This window comes from Streptomyces sp., from assembly GCF_031178505.1.
GTDB lineage: Bacteria > Actinomycetota > Actinomycetes > Streptomycetales > Streptomycetaceae > Streptomyces > Streptomyces gulbargensis.
Window position 1 is genome coordinate 1 of sequence record NZ_JAPSIW010000047.1, and the last position, 18,413, is coordinate 18,413.

At 68.7% G+C, this 18,413-nt stretch carries 14 protein-coding genes and 5 pseudogenes; 4 read left to right on the plus strand and 15 right to left on the minus strand.

What is annotated here, in order from left to right:
- The 3 genes and pseudogenes from RIF68_RS06430 to RIF68_RS06440 form a co-directional block, all read right to left on the minus strand.
- Window positions 1-280: HAD family hydrolase (locus tag RIF68_RS06430; protein WP_375165677.1), on the minus strand; the 280-nt coding region annotated here is incomplete at its 3' end.
- A gap of 162 nt (window positions 281-442) precedes the next feature.
- Window positions 443-1,114 (minus strand): annotated as a pseudogene (locus RIF68_RS06435) (PP2C family protein-serine/threonine phosphatase); the annotation flags it as partial.
- A 1,103-nt stretch (window positions 1,115-2,217) separates the two neighbouring features.
- Complete coding sequence (locus tag RIF68_RS06440; protein ID WP_309050167.1) at window positions 2,218-5,496, minus strand: RHS repeat-associated core domain-containing protein; 3,279 nt, start codon at window positions 5,494-5,496, stop codon at window positions 2,218-2,220.
- 539 nt (window positions 5,497-6,035) lie between these two features.
- Here RIF68_RS06440 and RIF68_RS06445 point away from each other — a divergent pair.
- Window positions 6,036-6,353, plus strand: a complete 318-nt coding sequence (locus RIF68_RS06445) for a hypothetical protein (protein WP_309050160.1) — start codon at window positions 6,036-6,038, stop codon at window positions 6,351-6,353.
- Between the two features lie 57 nt (window positions 6,354-6,410).
- On the opposite strand, the pseudogene RIF68_RS06450 reads toward RIF68_RS06445, so the two are convergent.
- A pseudogene (locus tag RIF68_RS06450) lies at window positions 6,411-6,653 on the minus strand (transposase); the annotation flags it as partial.
- Here RIF68_RS06450 and RIF68_RS06455 point away from each other — a divergent pair.
- The gene (locus RIF68_RS06455; RefSeq protein ID WP_309050168.1) at window positions 6,574-6,792 is read left to right on the plus strand and encodes a hypothetical protein; all 219 of its coding nucleotides are present in this window, start codon (window positions 6,574-6,576) and stop codon (window positions 6,790-6,792) included. The pseudogene RIF68_RS06450 and the gene RIF68_RS06455 overlap by 80 nt on opposite strands.
- 197 nt (window positions 6,793-6,989) lie before the next feature.
- Here the strand turns inward: RIF68_RS06455 and RIF68_RS06460 are convergent.
- The 9 genes and pseudogenes from RIF68_RS06460 to RIF68_RS06500 form a co-directional block, all read right to left on the minus strand.
- Window positions 6,990-7,326, minus strand: a pseudogene (locus tag RIF68_RS06460) (SDR family NAD(P)-dependent oxidoreductase); the annotation flags it as partial.
- A 130-nt stretch (window positions 7,327-7,456) separates the two neighbouring features.
- The gene (locus tag RIF68_RS06465; protein WP_309050161.1) at window positions 7,457-7,780 is read right to left on the minus strand and encodes a putative quinol monooxygenase; all 324 of its coding nucleotides are present in this window, start codon (window positions 7,778-7,780) and stop codon (window positions 7,457-7,459) included.
- Window positions 7,781-7,845: 65 nt separating this feature from the next.
- Window positions 7,846-8,670, minus strand: coding sequence for an alpha/beta hydrolase (locus RIF68_RS06470; RefSeq protein ID WP_309050162.1), 825 nt, complete (start codon window positions 8,668-8,670; stop codon window positions 7,846-7,848).
- Window positions 8,671-8,830: 160 nt separating this feature from the next.
- Window positions 8,831-11,590, minus strand: coding sequence for an AAA family ATPase (locus tag RIF68_RS06475; RefSeq protein WP_309050163.1), 2,760 nt, complete (start codon window positions 11,588-11,590; stop codon window positions 8,831-8,833).
- A gap of 159 nt (window positions 11,591-11,749) precedes the next feature.
- Window positions 11,750-12,085: a hypothetical protein gene (locus RIF68_RS36445; protein WP_375165678.1), complete on the minus strand. Its 336-nt coding sequence runs from the start codon at window positions 12,083-12,085 to the stop codon at window positions 11,750-11,752.
- 66 nt (window positions 12,086-12,151) lie between these two features.
- Window positions 12,152-13,247 (minus strand): annotated as a pseudogene (locus RIF68_RS06485) (low temperature requirement protein A).
- Entirely contained in the window at window positions 13,244-13,603 is a 360-nt protein-coding gene (locus RIF68_RS06490) for a hypothetical protein (protein ID WP_100048421.1), read from the minus strand. The pseudogene RIF68_RS06485 and the gene RIF68_RS06490 overlap by 4 nt, the downstream one beginning before the upstream one ends.
- 144 nt (window positions 13,604-13,747) lie before the next feature.
- Window positions 13,748-14,062: an SDR family NAD(P)-dependent oxidoreductase gene (locus RIF68_RS06495; protein ID WP_309050164.1), complete on the minus strand. Its 315-nt coding sequence runs from the start codon at window positions 14,060-14,062 to the stop codon at window positions 13,748-13,750.
- Window positions 14,063-14,162: 100 nt separating this feature from the next.
- Window positions 14,163-15,620: an aldehyde dehydrogenase family protein gene (locus RIF68_RS06500; protein WP_309050165.1), complete on the minus strand. Its 1,458-nt coding sequence runs from the start codon at window positions 15,618-15,620 to the stop codon at window positions 14,163-14,165.
- A gap of 366 nt (window positions 15,621-15,986) precedes the next feature.
- Between RIF68_RS06500 and RIF68_RS06505 the strand changes: the two genes are divergently transcribed.
- Window positions 15,987-16,232 (plus strand): hypothetical protein, encoded by a 246-nt coding sequence (locus tag RIF68_RS06505; protein ID WP_309050169.1) that lies wholly within the window; start codon window positions 15,987-15,989, stop codon window positions 16,230-16,232.
- A gap of 180 nt (window positions 16,233-16,412) precedes the next feature.
- Here the strand turns inward: RIF68_RS06505 and mihF are convergent.
- Together mihF and RIF68_RS06515 are read right to left on the minus strand one after the other, a co-directional pair.
- Window positions 16,413-16,691, minus strand: a pseudogene (mihF, locus tag RIF68_RS06510) (integration host factor, actinobacterial type); the annotation flags it as partial.
- 168 nt (window positions 16,692-16,859) lie between these two features.
- On the minus strand, window positions 16,860-17,342 hold the full coding sequence (locus RIF68_RS06515; protein WP_309050166.1) for a hypothetical protein: 483 nt from the start codon (window positions 17,340-17,342) through the stop codon (window positions 16,860-16,862).
- Between the two features lie 900 nt (window positions 17,343-18,242).
- Here RIF68_RS06515 and RIF68_RS06520 point away from each other — a divergent pair.
- A complete protein-coding gene (locus tag RIF68_RS06520; protein WP_375165679.1) occupies window positions 18,243-18,374 on the plus strand; it encodes an FxLD family lanthipeptide in 132 nt (43 codons plus the stop codon).
- Window positions 18,375-18,413 lie beyond the last annotated feature (39 nt).

Below are 18,413 nucleotides of genomic sequence, written 5' to 3' on the forward strand. Positions count from 1 at the left end.
GATCGCGAGCACCGGGCAACGGCGCCATCTCCTCCAGCAGCTCGTCGACCTCCCTGCCCTGCTGCTCCCTGGCCCGGTCGCCCACCCGGCGCTCCAGTTCCTCGCCACCGACAGCGGTGACCACCTGGTCCCCGCCCATCCCGATCAGCCGGTGCAACCGCCACACCGGATAAATCTCGCCCACCGAGCGCAGTGCCCGGTACCAGGCGAGGGCGTGGTGGTAGTTGGAGTCGATGAGTGTCCCGTCGAGGTCGAGGACGGCGATGGCGGATGCGGTCACGCTCACCGGCTACCCGCCGGCCCGGTACCCACACGGAGACCGCGGAACCAACAAGGCGATCGTCGGTTGCGGCTCCCCGGCACTGTTGCTCAGCAGGTGTGACCACTTCATTCTCGTCACGGGCACGACTGCGCCCCGCCCACCGGCTGGAACATGACCAGGTCAGGCACCGGCGTTCGCGGTGCGTCTTTCGCAGTGAGGGCCGTACCAGTCCAGGCACAGGACGGTGGCGTCATCTTCCACGTGGCCGTCGCACGCTTCGGTGACCGCGCTGACCATGGCGCGCACGGCCTCACGGGCGTGCTCGGCGGCGGTGTCACGAAGGAGCGCGGGCAGGTCGACGACTTTCGCTTGGCGATCCTGCATGCCGTCGGTGTAAAACACCAGGCGGTCACCGGGGCGCAGGTCAAGGTCCTGCACCCGGTAGGCACCCTGCCAGGAAACACCGAAGGGAAGATCCATGTGCAGCTTGATCTCCTCAACGGTGCCGTCGCGCAACCGCAGGGGCCAGAGGTGGCTGGCGTTGACGAGCTGGGCGCTGGTGCCGTCCAAGGCGATGCGTAGCATCTGGCCGGTGGCGAAGGTGCGGCGGCCATGGTCGAGGAGGAATTGCTGGGTCTGGCGGGCCTGTTCGGCGAGGTCGGTACCGGCGCGGCGGGCGCCGCGGGAGGCGTTTACCGCCAGGGTGGCCATGAGGGAAGCGTCGACGTCGTGGCTCATGGCGTCGGTGATGGACAGGTGCAGGGTGTCCTCATCCAGACTGTAGTCGTAGGTGTCACCGGCGATGTCGGCGGCCGGGACCAGGGCACCGGCGAGGGCGAACTCGGGGGCCTGTTCGACCTCGGCGAGGATGCCTGCGCGGTGCCGTCCAGGACATCAGCGTTAGCTGACCGCACATGGGCACGGTTCGCCGTGCCCTATCGGGTCCATCATTACTCAGACTCGCCTGATGCCTCATCACCACCGCACACCCAGGGCACTTGCAGCAACACCAGTACCGAGAACTACAGCTCCGATTCCCGTTCCCACACTCATTCCGTCGAAGCTAAACGACATTCCCTCTTTATGACTGTCATGCGTGCCGCGCTAATCCTGTGTGTTCTGCCTGCTGGGACAAGCAGGCAGAACACACAGGGTTAGCGGTCTACGTGCGGCGAGTAGGAGGGGTTTTTCCACTGCATTGATTGAGCTTAATGACAACGCAGGTCATTAAGCCAATCGAGGCAGAGAGGTAAACCATCCAATCACGAACCTGCGAATAGGCCAAATTTGCGGTCGCTGCGGTGGCGAGCAAAAGGGCTAGGACGCTCACGATACGTGCTCGCGTTGAGCGGGCCCCCAATCTACGCAACATGCGCGTGGGCAAGAGGGCCACAACTGCAAGCGCAGCGGCCCCGATGCCCGCAGGAACAGCCGTTGATGTAGCTGCGATCGAGTCGTTCGTTGCGAGTATCGACGTAGCCACGAACAATGCGGCGGATCCTGCGCATAGAAGCCTGGCGACTAACACGAACATTTCACCCCTTCTAGCGAGCCTGGCATGTCCCCCGACGACACAGCAAAAGACCCTGCTTCCATGCGTCGGCACCGGCAGGCTCACCTGAACCAAGTCCTGTTCGAACCTCACCGACGACGTGAGCGGAAGGAAAACAGCGAGTCGGGGCTCGGTCCTAATTCCTGCGCCGGAACTGGACCAACACCGAAGCTGTTGCGATCACGCCTACGATGCTAAGGACGAGGAGGCCCCAACGTTCAGTCGCAAGAGAGGCTCCTGAAGAAAGCACGCACAGAGCGAGTACCGTCCAAACGCAGGCTTTCCAGGTTCGGCTCTCTCGCAAGTCCCCTGAGCTTCGCATACATACTCCTCTCGCTCTTACGACATAAGGCTGCAACTCAGTGGGGTGGAGACGATCGTGCGCCGCCTCCACCCAATGGCTTTAGTCTGCGATGTGCCGCCCGACTACCACCCCGACTCCGAAGGCACCGCCGATGAAGCCGCCGATGCCGACGCCGACTCCGCAGGCCTGGGGGCCGAAGAAGCACGCGCCTCCCCCGAGACCGGCTCCAGCTCCGGCGGACCCACCGATGATGCTGATATCAGTCACCAGGTCGTCGATGCCGTACAGGCCGGTGGGGTCGCTGTTGTTGATGGGGTCGCCGGCGGCGTAGAGGTAGGGGTTGGTTTCCTGGCCGGAGGGGTCGGGCTGGGTGAAGCGGCCGAGGGTGGGGTCGTAGTAGCGGTGGCCCATCTTGTACAGGCCGGTCGGGTCGGCGTAGGCGCCGGCGTAGCGGTACGGCTGGGGCACGGCCTCAGTCGGCGTCGTGCGCGGCAGGCCGGTGGGGCCGTAGGCGTAGGTGTGGGAGCGCTTGCCCGCGTCGTCGACGAGGCCGAGGACGTTGCCGGTGGCGTCGGTGAGGTAGTAGTAGGACTTCCCCCCAGTCGTCATGGAGTTCAGCGTGCCCGAAGGCTCGCGGATGAATCCGGTGTCGACGCCGTTCGTCGTGGTGGAGGCGAGGCCGAGCGCGGTGTGGTGGAACCAGGTGGAGCCGAGTTTGGTGCGTTCGGCGTTGGTGGTGCCGGCGTGGACCAGATCGTAGCTCTTTCCGCCTGCGGTGATGCCGGACAGTTGGCTGTAATCGGTCCACGACTCGCCGGTGCGGGGGGTGGATTCGGCTGCGGCGGTTTCGTTGCCGAGCTTGTCGTAGGACCAGCCGGTGGTGGAGCCGTTCTTCCCGGTCAGCTCGCTGGCGTCGTTGTAGGTGTAGGTGGTGCCGCCGGGGCAGGTGTTCTTGCTGCCGTCTCGGCTGGTGAGGTTGCCGGCCTTGTCGAAGCAGTACAGCCACGACGCCTTCCGCGCCCCCGCCGCGTCGGCCTCCAGCGCGTAGGAGAGGCGGTCTTGGGAGTCGTAGGTGTAGGTGGTCTTGAGCGTGGTGAGGTTGTCGGTGCGGGTGCGGATCTTGGTGGTGTCCTTGCCAGCGGCGGCGTAGCTGTAGGTCAGGTCGACGAAGGTCTGCGTGCCCGAGGTGGTCTTGATCGCCTGCGGGCGGCCGTTCTTGTCGATGGTGACCGTCTGGGTGGTGCCGCCGGGGTAGACGGTCTTGGTGCGCTTGTCGTTGTTGTTGTAGTCGAAGTCGGTCTTCTTGCCGTCTGGCGCCGTCAGGTAGTCGAGGCGGCCGGCCTTGTCCCAGGTGTAGTCCGTCGTCCCGGTCGGATCGGTGTAGAAGTCGACGTCGCCGCCGGGGGTGTAGGCGAGCGCGGTCTGGGCCCCGTTCTGCAGGGTGCGGACACTCTCGCGGTTGAGCTTGTCGTAGTCCCACTTGGTGGTGCCGGACGCGTCGGTGCGGGACGTGACGTTGCCGTCGCCGTCGTAAGAGTAGGTGACGGTGAAGTTGGTCGAGGAGACCTCGCGCACCCGGTCGCGGGAGTCGTAGGCGTAGACGGTGGTGATGCCGCGGCCGTCCTTGACCGTCTCGACCCGGCCGAATGCGTCGTAGGTGTAGGTCGTCTCCCCCAGCGGCGCCGGCGGCTTCACCTTGATCAGGTTGCCCTTGCTGTCATAGGTGAAGGAGGTGACCTTGCCGTTGCCGTCCTTCGCGGTGCAGCGCTGACCTTCGAAACCGCCGCAGGTCGGAGTGTCCTTGTTGTAGGTGTACTCGCGGGTACCGCCGGCGGTGCCCGACGTCGTCACCGACATCGTGTTGCCGTTGGCGTCGTACTTGAAAGAGTCCTTGCGACCGTCGGCGGTGGTGAAGTCGTTGGGCAGGTCGGTGCCGGCGATCGTCTGGTACGCCGTGACCGAGGCCGTCGCCCCGAGCGGGAGCTTCTGGGAGACGGGGTTGTTGCGGTCGTCCCAGCCGTAGGTGGTGGTGTTGCCGCCCGTGCCGTCACTGCCGGTGCCCATCGCGTCGATCGCGGTCTGGGTCAGGTGGTTCTTGTAGGTGGCGTGGCGGGAGTGACCGAGCGGGTCGGTGACCTTGGTGACCTCACCGTCATTGTTGTGGACGTACTTGGTGGCGTCGCCGTCGGGGTCGGTGACCGTCGTCGTGCCCGCATCGGCCGGGGTGGCCGCGGTGTAGTCGTAGCGCCAGGTCGGCCCGGTGTGGCCGCTGCCCGAGGTGCCGGTGGCGCGTTGCATGGAGGTGACGCGGTTGTGGCTGTCGTAGGTGAAGAGGGTGACGGTGCCTTCGGGGGTGGTCACCTTCGTCAGCCGGCGTGAGGAGTCGTACTCGTAGGCGGTGGCCTTGCCGGCGGTGTCGGTGACCTTGGCGAGGTTGCCCGTGCTGTCGAGGTCGAGAACGGCGGTGCGGCCGGTGTGGTCCTTGGCCTGCCACTGGCTCGCGTCCGTCTTGACCAGGTCGATCCAGCGGCCGGAGCGGGTCTCGGTGAGCTTGAAGCCCTTGTGCTCGGTGCCCTCGTCGTGCTGGTCGACGGTGATCGTGCCGTCGTTCTTGTCCGTCACCTTCAGCAGCGTGCCGTGCTCGTTGTAGGTGTCCTTGGTGCCGGACTTGCGGTCGGTGAGGGTGTAGGTGCCGTCCGCGTTCTTCCTCAGGTCCTTCGAGTAGCCCGTCGGCGTCGTGTACGTTCCGTCCGCGTTGGCGGTGAAGCGCAGCAGGCTGCCGGTGGCGTCGAAGCCGTCCACCTCGCCGTCGTTGATCTGCAGGTAGCGTTCGTATGCCTGCCACCAGCGCTGCGACACCTTCCCCCACGGGGCCTCGAGGGAGTTGTAGGTGCGGGTCAGCTGGAGTTTCTGGCCGACGCCGGCGATGTCGAAGTCGGTCGCGGCGAGCATCAGGTTGCCGTTGGAGACGTTCACCCGCGCGACCAGGGCGTCGTTCAGGCGGGTGTCGAGGATCTGGTGCCAGGGCACCTCGCCCTGGCCCTCGGGCACGTAGCCGGCTGCAGCGGCGTCCACGGCAGCCGAGCGGGATGCGGACGTCTTGGCGGGCTCTTCACCGGCAGCGCGGGCCTCCTGCGCCGTCCGCCAGGCCGCGACCTCGGCCGACGGCTTGGCCTCCGCCTCCGAGGTGGGCGCCTTGATCGAGCCGGCCGGTGTCGCCGGCGCCTGTACCTTGGTCGGCTTCGTCCACGGACTCTCCGGCTCCGGCAGCTCCGGTTTCGGCGTCACCGCCAGACCGGGAGCCGCCGCGATCACCACGGCAGCCGCGGTGATCGCCGAGACGAGAGCGGTTCTGTGTGTTCTCCGGGCACGCCACATGGGCGTGCGCGCAGCACGCGAGTGCATCAGCTTCCCCCCACAGGAAGTCAGACCCGGCAACCCCAGCGGTCGCCAGCGGCACACAAGCTGTCACAAGACGCACACAAACCGGCGCGGCGTCCCCCCGATGCACGTATGCATGCGGGCCGGAACCAGCCCTACCGCTTCACCCCGGCAAACCAGGACGTTAGCCCTTTAACTCTACGGGCAGCGGGCGGAGTTGTCGGTTCCGTTATCGTTCCCCGGAGGCAGCTTGACCGGAATTGTTTGGTCCAGGGCGCCTTCCGGTCCGCTGCGGTTCCTGACCGCCGTCTTTCGGTCAGGTTCAGACCTTTCCGGGGGCCCGTTGCGCAGGCTGAGCAGGGTGTTCTCGCTGGCCATGACGGCGAACGGGTGATCGGAGAAGTTGTCTCAGAGGACGGCGTGCACGGCAGGTGCCGCTGTGCGCGCGGTTTCACCGAATGCACACTTGGCCCGTCCTGCATGCGTGGTCCCCCAGCCCGCGGCAACCACCCCCTGTCGTGAAGGACGCCCCCGCGATGAGCACACCGGGCAGACACATGCCCTGCTCCCGTTCCAGCCGCCGCCACGTTTCCGCCCAGCGGCTCACGCGCTTCGTGCAACAGGCCGGCCGCCTGCTGTGCTGGAGCCTCACCGCCGGCATGGCCACCGCCGCCCTCGAGCTGCTCATCACACCCGCAGCGGCCTGGTGGCACATGATGTGGCCCCTGCCCTGGTACCTCACCTGCGTCTCCGCCCCTCTCTGGGCCACCCTCCGCACCCACGAGAAGGCCGCGCACCAACAAGCGCCTGAGGAAGACAACGACATCCCCGGCGAGTGGGAACAAGCCGCCTGACCCCACGACACCAACGGACCCGGCAGGCGCAGTAACCGAGCATGGCGGCGACCTGTGACGTCGATAGATGTCGTGGTCGTAGCCGCGGTCGGCCAGCAGAGCGTCCGGCCGCCGACGGGGCCTGCCGACCCGGCCCGCGACGGGTGGGATCTTGTCGAGGAGGGGCATCAGCTGGGTGACGTCATTGCGGTTGCCGCCGGTCAGCGATACCGCGAGCGGGATGCCCTGGCCGTCGACGACGAGGTGGTGCTTGCTGCCCGGCCGTGCTCGGTCGACCGGGCTGGGCCCGCTTGTGGGCCCCTGCGGGCAGCCCGTCCCCGGTGTCCTCGCCGAAGTGCTCGTCGGCGGGGTCATGCTGTGGTTCGGCCTCTGCTGGTACGTGCTGCCGCTGTGCCTGCGCCGCCGCGCCGCCCAGCGCTCCCCCACCGACGACGCATAGGCGCCCGGGGCGCGAGGCGGCCAGGGCGTCGTGACCGGATGCCGGAGCAACGGGCAACACGGTCCGCCTCAGGTGCGCGGCCAGAAGGCCAGCAGGTCGGGCCTGCCGCCGTCACCAGGGGCTCGGTCGCGGTCTGGTCGGCGTCCACCGCATTGAAGCGGACGTCGGGGATCGTCCTGGCGTACTGCGTGGTCAGCCACGACGGACGGGGCGGTCGCTTTCCGCTGCAGGGGCAGGAACGCGTGCGTGACGCGCACCAGGCCGAAGACGTTGGTTTCATAGACGTGGCGGATCTGGTCGGCCGTCAAGTCCTCGGGTGCGGTCACTTCGCCGAGGATGCCAGCGTTGTTGACGAGAATGTCCAGGTGGCCGACCCATGCGCGCAGCGTCTCGACCGCCGAGCCGGTCGGCGGCCTTGCGTCCGTTCCCGGCGTCCCGGGCTCCGATCCAGACCGTCTGGCCCGCCTGGACGAGTCGGCGCGCGATCTCGTGACCGAGGCCCCTGTTGCCGCCGGTGATCAATGTGGTGGTCACGTCGTGTCTCTCCTGTGCGTGTCGTCGGAGCGGGTGCTCCCGGAAAGCGGTCACCGGGAGCACCCAAGGGATTGGTCCCGCGGCGGTGTGCTCCGTCGGCGTCGACCCCGACGTCGGCGGGCGCCCTGCTCTAGTGGGCGGGGCGGAACGGACGCAGTAGGCGGATGCCGTCCTCGATGGATCCGTCGATCAGTTCGAGCATGTGCGGGACGAGTTCCCGCATCCGGGGCGCGGCGAGGTGTGCGTCGAGGTGTGCGCGTGTCTCCCAGCGTTCGTAGATGACGAACTCGCCGGGTCGGCCCTCGACTTCGTGAGACTCGTAGTCGATGTTGCCGGGGTCGTTGCGCGAGGGGGTGACGGCGGCGGTGATGAACGCCTTGAGGTCGTCCTCCCTGCCCGCCTTCGCCTTCGCGTCCCAGACGACGGTCACGTAGCCGTTGTGTGTTGCGGTCATAGTGATTCCTTTTCTGTTCCGTGTTGTGTTCCGTGCTGACGAGCTGTGTCTGGTATCGAGCCGGGTCAGCTCTTGATGAAGTCGAGGAGGTCTGCATTGACGGTGTCGGCGTTGACGGTGCACATGCCGTGGGACAGGCCCGGGTAGACCTTCAGGGTTACGTGCTCGACCAACGTGACCGCCGACCGGGCGGAGTTGGCGATCGGGACGATCTGGTCGTCGTCACCGTGCATGAGGAGCGTGGGCACGTCGATCGCCCGGAGGTCGTCGGTGAAGTCCGTCTCCGAGAACGCTCTGATCCCCTCGTGGTGCGCCTGCGCGCTGCCGGCCATCCCCTGGCGCCACCAGTTCTGGATGATGCCCTGGGAGACGTCCGCGCCCGGACGGTTGAACCCGTAGAACGGCCCGGAGGCGATGTCGAGGTAGAACTGGGAGCGGTCGGTGGCCACGCCCTCGCGGAAGCCGTCGAAGACCTCCACCGGCAGCCCTGCGGGGTTGGACTTCGTTTGGACCATGTGCGGCGGGACCGCTGCGATGAGGACGGCCTTGGCAACCCGGTCGGCACCGTGCCTGGCGACGTACCGGGCGACCTCTCCGCCACCGGCGCAGTGGCCGACGTGGACGACGTCGCGCAGACCGAGGTGTGCCACCACGGCGGCGGCGTCCGCCGCGTAGCGGTCCATGTCGTGCCCGTGGCCGACCTGGGCGGAGCGCCCGTGCCCGCGGCGGTCGTGGGCGACGACGCGGTAGCCCCGCCGGACGAGGAACAGCAGTTGGGCGTCCCAGTCGTCCGAGCTCAGCGGCCAGCCGTGGTGGAACATGACCGGTCGGCCCGAGCCCCAGTCCTTGTAGAAGATTTCGACTCCGTCGCTGGTGGTGACGAACGGCATGGTCCGCTCCTCGTGGTCTCGCCCGGGTACCGGGCGGATTCGATGTCTCCACGAGAATGGCTCGGCCACCGTGCCGACAGCCTCCGTCAGCTGACTGACATCCGGCCGACGGCTCGCTTACGTCAGTACCGGGGCAGTGCTGAGACCCGACCGGTAGCTCTCACAGCCGGGTGGCCGGAGGCTCGGGAGGCAGCGCCTCCAGAGCGTCGCGGAGCCCGGCCCGCGACGTGATCCCCAGCTTCGGGAATACACGGTAGAGATGCGACGACACAGTCCGCGGCGAAAGGAACAGACGCGACGCGATCTGCGGGTTCGACAGCCCCGTCGCCGCCAGCCTGGCGACCTCGAGCTCCTGCGGGGTAAGGGCCTCGCCGACCTTGCCCCGGCCGGTCCGCGTCATCCCGGTGGCGCGGAGCTCCGCCGCGGCCCGGGCCTCCCACGAACGCGCTCCGAGCTCCTCGAAGCGGCCGCGGGCGGCGGCCAGCTGCACCCGGGCCTCGCGGTTGAGCCCCTGGCGGCGCAGCCTCTCGCCGTATGCCAGATGAGCACGGCCGACCTCGAAGGGCCACTGTTCGATGCCCGGCAGCCCGAGTGCCTCCTCGAAGCACCGGACCATGTCCTCGGCAGCCGATGTCATCGCCGTGACCGTGGCCGCGCTCAGCGCGAACCGCGACGAGAGGTGACCGACACCGGCGTCGCGCAGCGCGTGCGCGTGCCGTCGCGCCTCCGCGTGCCGCCCGGAGCGCACGGCGGCCTCGACGAGGTCCGGCGCGGACCACACGGCCTCGGGGTTGAACGCCGGCAGCACACCCGGGGCGCAGATCGCCGTGGCGTGCCGGAACGCCGTCTCGAAGTCGGCGGCGCCGAGGGCCGCCCGGGCCGCCGCCTGGTGGGCGCAGTTCTCCAATCGCCGCAGGCCCCTGGGACCCGACCACCCCCAGATGTCCTCGCAGTGCTCCCGGCACGCGTCGAGGGCGCCGCGCTGGGCCGCGGCCATTGCAGCGACGTAGTGCCCCACCTGGGCGAACAGGTGGTACCCCGTCTCCTCGGACAGCGCGATGAGCTCGTCCGCGGCGCCGGCCGACGCCTGCCACCGGCCGGCGTACAGGTCGTCCAGGGCGACGAACATCAGGGCCGGCATGCTCGATCCCACCGCGCCGCCGTCGCGTATGACCCGGGACACGGCCTCGTGACAGCCCGGAAGCCGGTCGAGGTACGAGGCGGTCAGGGCGGTGCGGATGACCACGTCGGCGTCACTCTGGTCCCTCAGCCGCGCGATCTCCTCGTCCAGGCGGCGCAGCATGCCGTCGGTGACGGAGCCGAGGTCGTGGTGGACGCGCCCCAGCGACGCCGCGGCGGCGGGCGCCGCCTCGGGGAACCGGGCGAGGACGTCGACCAGAGGCTGCCAGTGCTCGGGCCGGCCCGAGTACTGGCTGGCGAGGATGAGGGTGAACAGCGCGGTCTCCAGCTCCTCATGCGGCGGTCCGGGCATCACCGGGTTCTGCTCGACCGCCTCCATCAGGAGTGCATGGGCCGTATCGGCGTCGCCTTCCGTGACGAGCACCAGGAAGCCGGCCGTCGCGGCCGCCGAGAGCGACCGGGCCGCCGGATTGCCCTCGACCTCACGCATGATCTCGTGGCTGACCTTTAGATGGCCTGTGACCCAGGCGGCGGCATAGGCGGCCTGGGACAGGCGGCGTCTGCGGTCCGCTCGGTCGGTGCTCAGCTCGGCCGCGCGCCGCAATCTCGCGATCGCGCCGTCGGCGTCACCGCGCCGCAGGCTGCTCCGGGCCGCCGACTCCACCACGGCGGCGACCGCCTCGTCGGGCGCCGTCGTGGCTCTCGCCAGGTGATCACCGCGCCGCTCGGGCTGGTCGGCCAGCGCGTCGGCCAGCCGGCGGTGGGCGCCGCGCCGCTGCTCACCGGTGGAACCGTCGACTACCGCGGACCTGACCAGCGGATGCCTGAAGCGCACCGCGCGGCCGTACTCCGTGACCATGACCAGGTGGTCACGCTCCGCGGGAGCGAGTTCCTCAAGGCTGCCCGGCCCGCCGGCCGCCTCGAGGACGCCGATGTCGCCGGAGCCCTCGAGAGCCGCGAGCAGCAGTACCTCGCGTGTTCCCCTCGGCAGTCGTCCGACGCGGGCGCCGTACAGAGCGCGGACATCCCGCCCCGGGCCGCTCGCCCACCCCGTCCCTTGGCCGTGTTGGTCGCCGGACACCCCGGTGGACCCGGCGAACTCGAGCAGCGCCAGGGGATTTCCCTGCGCCTCGTGGGCCACGGTCGAAAGAACCCGGCGGGGAAGGTGAGCAAAGCGTCGGGACAGCAGCCGCAGGGCGTCCGCGTCACCCAGCGGCGCGACCTCGAGCTCCGGCAGACCGGTGGACCGGAAGGGTTCGCCGGACTCCGCCCGCTGCGCTCCGAGCAGCCCGATGCGGCGGCCCCCCAGCCTTCTGGCGACGAAACCCACCGCGGCTCGGCTCGCCTGGTCGACGACATGAAGGTCATCGACCACGAGGAGCAACGGCCGCTTCTTCGCGGCCTCGTCGAACAGGGACAGTGCCGCGTTCAGGACGGCGATCCGGCTCGGCGCGGGACCGGCGCCGAGACCGAGGGCGACCTCGAGGGCCTCCCGCATGGAACGCGGCAGACGATCGAGCTCGTCCGGCAGCGAGCCGACGAGCTGATGGAGGCCCGCGAAGCTGATGTCCGTCTCGTACTCGACACCGCTCCCGCGGACGACCCGCACTCCCTTCGCCACCGCCAGCTCGGCGGTCGCGTCCAGGAGTGCCGTCTTCCCCACGCCCGGATCACCGGTGAGCACCAGGACAGCTCCGTCCGTCCCGGCCATGTCGAGGAACGCCGCAAGCTCGGCGAGCTCGCCCTCCCGGCCGACCAGCCCGGTCGGGCCGACGCCCATGCCTGTCCCTGACTTCGCCCACATCCGCCGCGTCCCTCGTCCTGCCTCGCGAAGCAGTCGAAACACTAGCCACGCACCTGACCAGGAAGTATCGCACCCACCGGCAAACGGAGCCTGAAGCCATCTGCTTCGCCGACACCCGCAGCTCCCAAACGATAATCATGCAGAACACCCGTCGGGCGCCGCAGCCCCACCGCAACGACAGCACCAAGGGCAGTCAGCCTTCCCGGGAAGCCCTTCGAGTCGGCTGATGACGGTGATGTGGGTGGCGTCGACGTGGGCGGCCTGAGCGGCGTTGAGGACCTTGGTGGTCTCGGCTCCGTCGATGAGTACGCGACCCACTCGGCGGTGCCCATAGCGCGTACGGTCGCGTGGGTCACCGCGTCCGCGCCCCGCCGCGAGGACGTCGTCCAGGGTCGGCGGGTTCGCGGTGCCGAGCCGGTGCGTCCCCGTCGTCGGCGTGAACAACGTGTTGCCGTCGTCGAGCAGGTGCACCGGGCGCACGGCACGGGCGCCGTCGTACGCCGTGCCGGCCAGGTTCCCGCGGCGGCGGGGGTCTCCTCACAGAACTGGCACCGCGGCGCTTTCCTCGCCCCTCCCGCGCTCCGGGCCCGCCCCGAGCGCCGTCAGCGTCACCCCGGCTGCCACCGCCAGCGCCGCCACCAGTCCCGCCGCGAGCACCGCCCAGTGACCCAGGAACGTACAGACGACCACCAGCAGCGCCGTGGTCGGCAGCACCGACTGCTGGGCGATCCCCACCTTGTAGAAGCGCGAGTGCAGCGCCCATACCGTGAGCAAAAACAGCGCTGTCGGCAGCGTCACCGCCGCCGACGCCGACAGCGCCGAAAGGTGCGTCTTGCCCACCGCCTGCTCCACCGCCACCTCCAGGCCGGCCCCGATCGCGGCACCCGAGACGAAGATCAGGTAATGGCCGTAGCCCCAGAGGAAGGACTGCCGGTTGGACCGGAGGTGCCCGTGGATGGGGACCGCGAAGTACACCCACCAGGCGGCGAAGATGATCAGCAGTCCGCCGGCGGCGATGGGCAGCAACTCCCCCAGGGCCTCGTGCTCGTCGATCCCCGACTGCACGGCGACGGTGGCCGCCGCGATGGTCTCGCCGAGCACGATGAGCGTGAGCAGCCCGTACCGTTCGGCGATGTGGTGGGGGTGCCACGGCGTGGGGTGGGCCCGCTCCGCATACAGCGGTACGGCCATCTCCAGTGGCGCCATCACCAGGAAGACCCACGGCCGGTCGGCCTCCGGCAGGGCCAGTAGCCCCAGCCAGCCGATCTGGCACAGCCCGATGGCGTACCGCAGCGCCATCGTCCGCTCGGGGCCCTGGCTCGACCGCGCCACGCGCAGCCACTGCGCCATCATGGCGAGCCGCATGATCACATAACCCAGGACGACGACCAGGTACGCGTGTTCCTCGAACACCTGGGAGACGCCTGCCGTCAGGACGAGCACGCCGGCTATCTGGATCAGCGTGGCGATCCGGTACAGCACGTCGTCGTTGTAAGCACAGGTCGAAGAAGAGCTCCAGTGCGGAGACGCCGCGGCGGGTCTCGCCGCGGCCTCGCGCCGTGAGCCTGCGCAGTGGTCTGTGGTGGGCGGGCGCCGCGGAGCACACCGGCGGCGGAGCCGGGCTGCTTGTCATCTGGTGAGCCAAGCTCCGAAATGCCGCTGCAGTCGGGGATTGATCTGCCAGACCATCGCTGCTGCCGCCGCCGGGACGAGTACAGCGAGTCGCACCGGCAGGTACAGATCCTCCAGAACAGGGCTTGTGGCAAGGCCCAGCAGGACGATGGTGGGGTAGATACCGCAGACGGTGAGGAGCCACAGCTTCCAACGCCGGACGGCGGCCGGAACGGTGGGGCTGAGCCGGGGTTCGGCGTTCGCGAACGCGTTCCGGCTCTGCTCCCGGAGCGTGTGTCGGATGTCCGTCACTGCCGGTGGGCTTGGCAGTCCAGGATCGTCGGCACCGTAGGCATGGGAAACAGTTCTCTCGTTCATGGACCACTCCAAATCGACATGCTGCGTATCGTTTTGATTCCATCGGTTCCTACGCGACCGAGGCGATGTCGGCGCTGCGTGATGGGCTACCCGCGCGCAATAGCGGCAGCAGTTGCCGGGTGGGCAGCACAGGGCTCAGATGGCTCACCGTCGGCCGCTGCTGGTATCCGTCCACTGGCATGCTTCGGATGGTGCCGTTCCAGGTGAAGCCGCACCCGCGTTGTTGACCAGCACGTCGAGGCGACCGTGCCGTGCCGCCACTTCGGCCGCGGGTCGCTGGGTCTCGGCCAGAGCGGACAGGTCGGCGATGTATTGCCCGGTCCCGAAATGTTGCGCGACCGGCACCGGTCGCTGCGGGTTACGACCGTGCAGAAGCAACTGGTGCCTGGCTTCCGCGAACTCCTCAGCCAGAGCGAGACCAAGAGCGTTCGTCGCTCCGGAGATCGGAATCGAGGCCATGGTGCACCGTTCCTGTGCAGGAGGGCTGCCCGGCGCCCAGGTGGGCGCCGGGCCAGGTGGGCGCCGGGCCAGGTGGGCGCCGGGCCAGGTGATGATGTGATCAGTGAGCGGACTGGGTGTGGTCCTGCTCCACGTACACCTTGAGGGCCTGGAACTCCTCGATCGCTCGCGGGCCGCACAGGTAGCCGTAACCGCTTCCCTTGACGCCGCCCTCCTCGAAGTCTTCGCTGATGGCTCCCCAGGTATTGATCCATACCGTGCCGGTGCGGATGCGCCGGGCGATCCGGCGGGCCTTCATTGAGTCCGAGCTGAACACCGAGGCGGCCAGGCCGTAGATGGTGGCGTTCGCCTTGGTCACGGCGTCGTCCTCGTCATCGAAGATCTCGAACGTCTGGACCGGACCGAAGACCTCTTCCTGCACGATCCGGACGTCGGTGCGGTCCACCTCGATCAGGCTCGGCCGATAGTACGCGCCGGCGGCCAGCGGGCCGTCGGTGACCACACCGCCGCGCAGAAGTACCGTGCCGTACGAGGCGGCTTCCTCGACGATCGCGTCCACCCGCTGGGCGGAGGCCCGGTCGATCACCGGGCCGAGCTGGGCCTTCTCGTCGTCGCCCGACCCGAGCCGCACCTGCGCGAGCGCGGCGGTGAGCCGAGTGCGCACCTGGTCGGCGATGTCCCGGTGAACCAGTACACGGGAGCCGGTGCAGCAGAACTGCCCGTTCATCAGCACCAGCGACTGCACCACGGTGGGGATCACCATGTCCAGATCGGCGTCGGGAAAGATCACCATGGGCGCCTTGCCGCCCAGTTCCAGACCGAGCCGCTTGAGTGTGGTGGAGGCCGCGGCCGCGATACGGCGCCCGACCGGCGTACTGCCGGTGTAGTTGATCACGTCGACCTTGTCCGAGGAGACCAGGAACGGGGCCCCGGTGTTGCCGGACTCGGTGAACACGCTGACCACGCCCGCCGGGATCTCCGGGACCGAGGCCAGGACCTGCGCGAAAAGCTCATTGGTCAGTGCCGTCTGAGCCGGAAGTTTGACCACGACGGTGCAGCCGGCGGCCAGCGCCGGGCCCAGTGCCCGCACGGTCAGCATGATGGGGGAATTCCAGGGAGAAATGATCCCGGCGATACCGAGCGGCTCGGGCACCGAGTGGGTGTACTGGCCGGGTGCCGTCTCGGCGGCGCGCCCGGCGGTCTGGGTACGCACAGAGGCCGCCGCGTACCGCAGCCACCCGACTGCACCGCTGACCTCCCACGTGGTCTCACCCAGCAGCTTGCCGTTCTCCCGGGACAACATGGCCGCGACCTCGGGTATCCGGGCCTCGAGGCCGTCGGCCAGCCGGCTGAGCGCGGTCGCCCGGAGCGAGGGAGTGCACGCCCATTCGGTCGTCTCGAACGCGGCGGCGGCTGCGTCCACGGCGGCCGAGGCCTCTGCCTCGCCACCGTCGTAGAACGAGCCGACGACGGTGCCGTCGGCCGGGTTGATCGATTCCAGAACCGAGCCGGAGCCGGTCCACTGTCCGTTGATCCAGTGCTGCGCGATGGTGTTCATGGTCCGCTCCTCGTGGTCTCACCCGGGTACCGGGCGGATTCGATGTCTCCACGAGAATGTCTCGGCCGCCGTGCCGACAGCCTCCGTCAGCTGACTGACATCCGGCCGACGGCTCGCTTACGTCAGTACCGGGGCAGTGCTGAGACCCGACCGGTGGCTCTCGGTGGACGTTGAGTCCGCCTCGGGTGTGACCCAGATACGCGTCAAAGGGGCAATGAGTTGATCTTGAGGCCCTGACGGGCAGCCTGAGTGCCCCGGAGAGGCCACAGCCTCGTACGAGGGTGATGCTTTGGCCTTTTGCTCCTTTGGGTGGGCACAGTCCCGGTAGCGTGCCGCCGACCACGCGATGTGAAGGACGGGGCCGCGGTGGCGAGGCGGTGGGTCCGGTACGTGATGCCGGTGATGGTCGATGTCGACTGCGACGACGACAAGGTGACCCGGGTGGTCACGCTCACGGAGGAGGTCCGCGAGGACCGCGACGACATGGGGCGCTTCCTCATCTCGACGAGAAGTTCGTCCACCGGAACGGCGACGAGCAGCCCCAAGCGCACACGTTCTGTGTGGGCGAGCCTCGCTGGGAGCATCCGCAGTTCTGAGCTGGCGGGCCGGTGAACTGGCTGGAGACCTCAGCGTGGGAGGAAGACTTCGACCTGACTGAGGCGGACGACCGGTACGCGGAGATCGACCCGTACGAGCTGCGGGAGCGGTAGAAGGACAGCAGAGGGCCCCGGCCGGGAGCTTGGTGTTCGCGGTGGTCAGGCCGCTGGCGTGAAGAGTTCGAGCGGGCGTTCCCTTCTGCCGGGCGCCCAGGCCCTGGACGCGGCGGCTCTCGGAGATTTCGAGTGCGTCCAGGAGCTGTGCGGCGCGGGCCTTACCGATGCCGGGCATCGACTCCAGCAGGCGGCGGACGTAGACCTTGCCGACCACGGTGTCCTCGCGCTCCAGCGCCTCCTTCAGCGAGACCTCGCCGTCCTTGAGCTGGGCGAGGACCTCGCCGCGCTCCTTGCGGACAGCGGCGGCCTTCTTCAGCGCTTCGGCGCGGGCCTCGACGGTCAGTGCGGGCAGAGCCATCGGGGACCTCTTCTCGTACGGCGTTGCGGCGGCCATCATCACCCCGCCGTCGGGCTGGTGACCAGCAGGTTTACGGATTTGTCCCTGGTAGGGTGCCGACTTCGCCCTGTGCGGTCCAGGTCTTGAGTACGTGTTCGCAGCCGTCGCTGACTTCGATGAGGCGAATGACTACGCTGTCCTGGCTGCCGTACAGCCCGACCCAGACGCGGTACGTGCGCAGGGCGGGAGCGTCGTCGGTCCATTCGCCGGTGACGGCCGGGCCGCCCTCTTCGAACTGGAGGACCGCGAGGTACCGGGTGGGCTCCGGCTGGTCCGCCGAACGCGGGCGGGAACGTCCCCGGCCTTCAGGGCGGCGAAGTCGGCGTGCGCGGCCTCGAGGGCTTCGGGGTACGCCTCGTGCTTGGCGTGTTCGGCGAGCGCCCGGTAGATGCTGGCGACGGAGGGGTTCCGTCCCTTGCGCCTGCCAGTGGGGATGATCAGGTCGGGCTGGATCTGCTCGACGGACTCGCCGCCCGCGGGGCGCCGGAGCACGGTGTGGAGCATGTCGGCGGTGATGACCGGGGGCCGGCCGCCGTGCTTGCCCTTGCGGGCCGGGGTGTCGAGCCCCTCCAGCGTCGACTCCGGGATGTTCTCCCGTTCGGTCTCCGCCATCGCCGCGAAGAACGCGAACAGCAGCTTGCCGGGGCCGGTAGGCCGTAGATGCCGGGCAGGGGCCCGGCGAACATCTCCAGGACCAGGCCGTGGGCGGTAAGGTGGTCGGCGAGCGCGGTGAGTTCGGCGGCGTCGCGGCCGAGCCGCTTCATCTCGTACACGGTGAAGATGACGCGGCAGTGCGGGGCGTGGGCCTTGACCTCCTGCGCCGTACGAGCGCCTCCTCGAACTGGGCCCTCCGCGGACGCGGGTGCTGATCTTCTCGTTGAAGATCTTGTCCCTCGGGATGCCGTGGCCCGCAAGGCGTCGAGCTGGGAGTCGTCGTCCCGCCCAAGGGCGGAGCAAAGGGCGCGGGTGGTGCCGTCTCTTACGCCTGCCTCCGCGCCGGCTCTCGTGAACGTCACGGACTCATGGCAGGCCGAGCCCTCCACGGTCCGCGCACGCGTGGAACTCGTCCACGGTCAGCGTCGGATGCACAGGGCTTGGCGGCATGGGGAAGGGCAGTCCGGCCCCGCGTACCCCGATGATCTTTGGGGTGGGGTCTCGTCGCAGCCGTGTGTCTCGTGGCGGCGGGCCCGGAGAACGTCACTCGATGTGGGTCGTTGCCCTACCTGCCGGCCAGGGCTGTACGGGCGGGAGACGGTGAAGCTTCTCCTCGGCCTTGGAAGTCGTCCGGAGTCCGCATGCCTCGAGATTCACACGTCTGTCGGAAGAACAACATCGCTGCCTCCCAGTTGGTCCGCTCCGGCGTATCACCAGAAGCCAGGGAGTCCGGCACGACAAGCGATTCATGACCGCCCCAGAGCACCGGCACGGCATCCCTGCCGTGTCGGCGCCGCCCTTGCGGCACACACGCTGCGGCTCAGTGAGAGCCGCACACACTGATGGAGGAATCAGCGCATGGAGCACGACGAGTCCGACCTCGACATCAGCGTCCTGGAGTCCGGCGACGGACAGGCCACGTTGATCAACCTCACCGACGACGGCTGCGGCAGCACCTGCTCCAGCCCGTGCGCCACCAACGTGGCCTGACAACAAGCACGCCGATGTGCCAGCTCGCGCGGTCTTGGG

Bases quoted from the DNA above. Each gene is read 5' to 3' on its own strand.
- RIF68_RS06520 (WP_375165679.1), top strand. From the start codon at position 18,243: ATGGAGCACGACGAGTCCGACCTCGACATCAGCGTCCTGGAGTCCGGC.
- RIF68_RS06455 (WP_309050168.1), top strand. From the start codon at position 6,574: ATGCCCTGGCCGTCGACGACGAGGTGGTGCTTGCTGCCCGGCCGTGCT.
- RIF68_RS06515 (WP_309050166.1), bottom strand. From the start codon at position 17,342: ATGGCGGAGACCGAACGGGAGAACATCCCGGAGTCGACGCTGGAGGGG.
- RIF68_RS06495 (WP_309050164.1), bottom strand. From the start codon at position 14,062: ATGGCCTCGATTCCGATCTCCGGAGCGACGAACGCTCTTGGTCTCGCT.
- RIF68_RS06475 (WP_309050163.1), bottom strand. From the start codon at position 11,590: ATGGGCGTCGGCCCGACCGGGCTGGTCGGCCGGGAGGGCGAGCTCGCC.
- RIF68_RS06470 (WP_309050162.1), bottom strand. From the start codon at position 8,670: ATGCCGTTCGTCACCACCAGCGACGGAGTCGAAATCTTCTACAAGGAC.
- RIF68_RS06440 (WP_309050167.1), bottom strand. From the start codon at position 5,496: ATGTGGCGTGCCCGGAGAACACACAGAACCGCTCTCGTCTCGGCGATC.
- RIF68_RS06500 (WP_309050165.1), bottom strand. From the start codon at position 15,620: ATGAACACCATCGCGCAGCACTGGATCAACGGACAGTGGACCGGCTCC.
- RIF68_RS06465 (WP_309050161.1), bottom strand. From the start codon at position 7,780: ATGACCGCAACACACAACGGCTACGTGACCGTCGTCTGGGACGCGAAG.
- RIF68_RS06445 (WP_309050160.1), top strand. From the start codon at position 6,036: ATGAGCACACCGGGCAGACACATGCCCTGCTCCCGTTCCAGCCGCCGC.
- RIF68_RS06490 (WP_100048421.1), bottom strand. From the start codon at position 13,603: ATGAACGAGAGAACTGTTTCCCATGCCTACGGTGCCGACGATCCTGGA.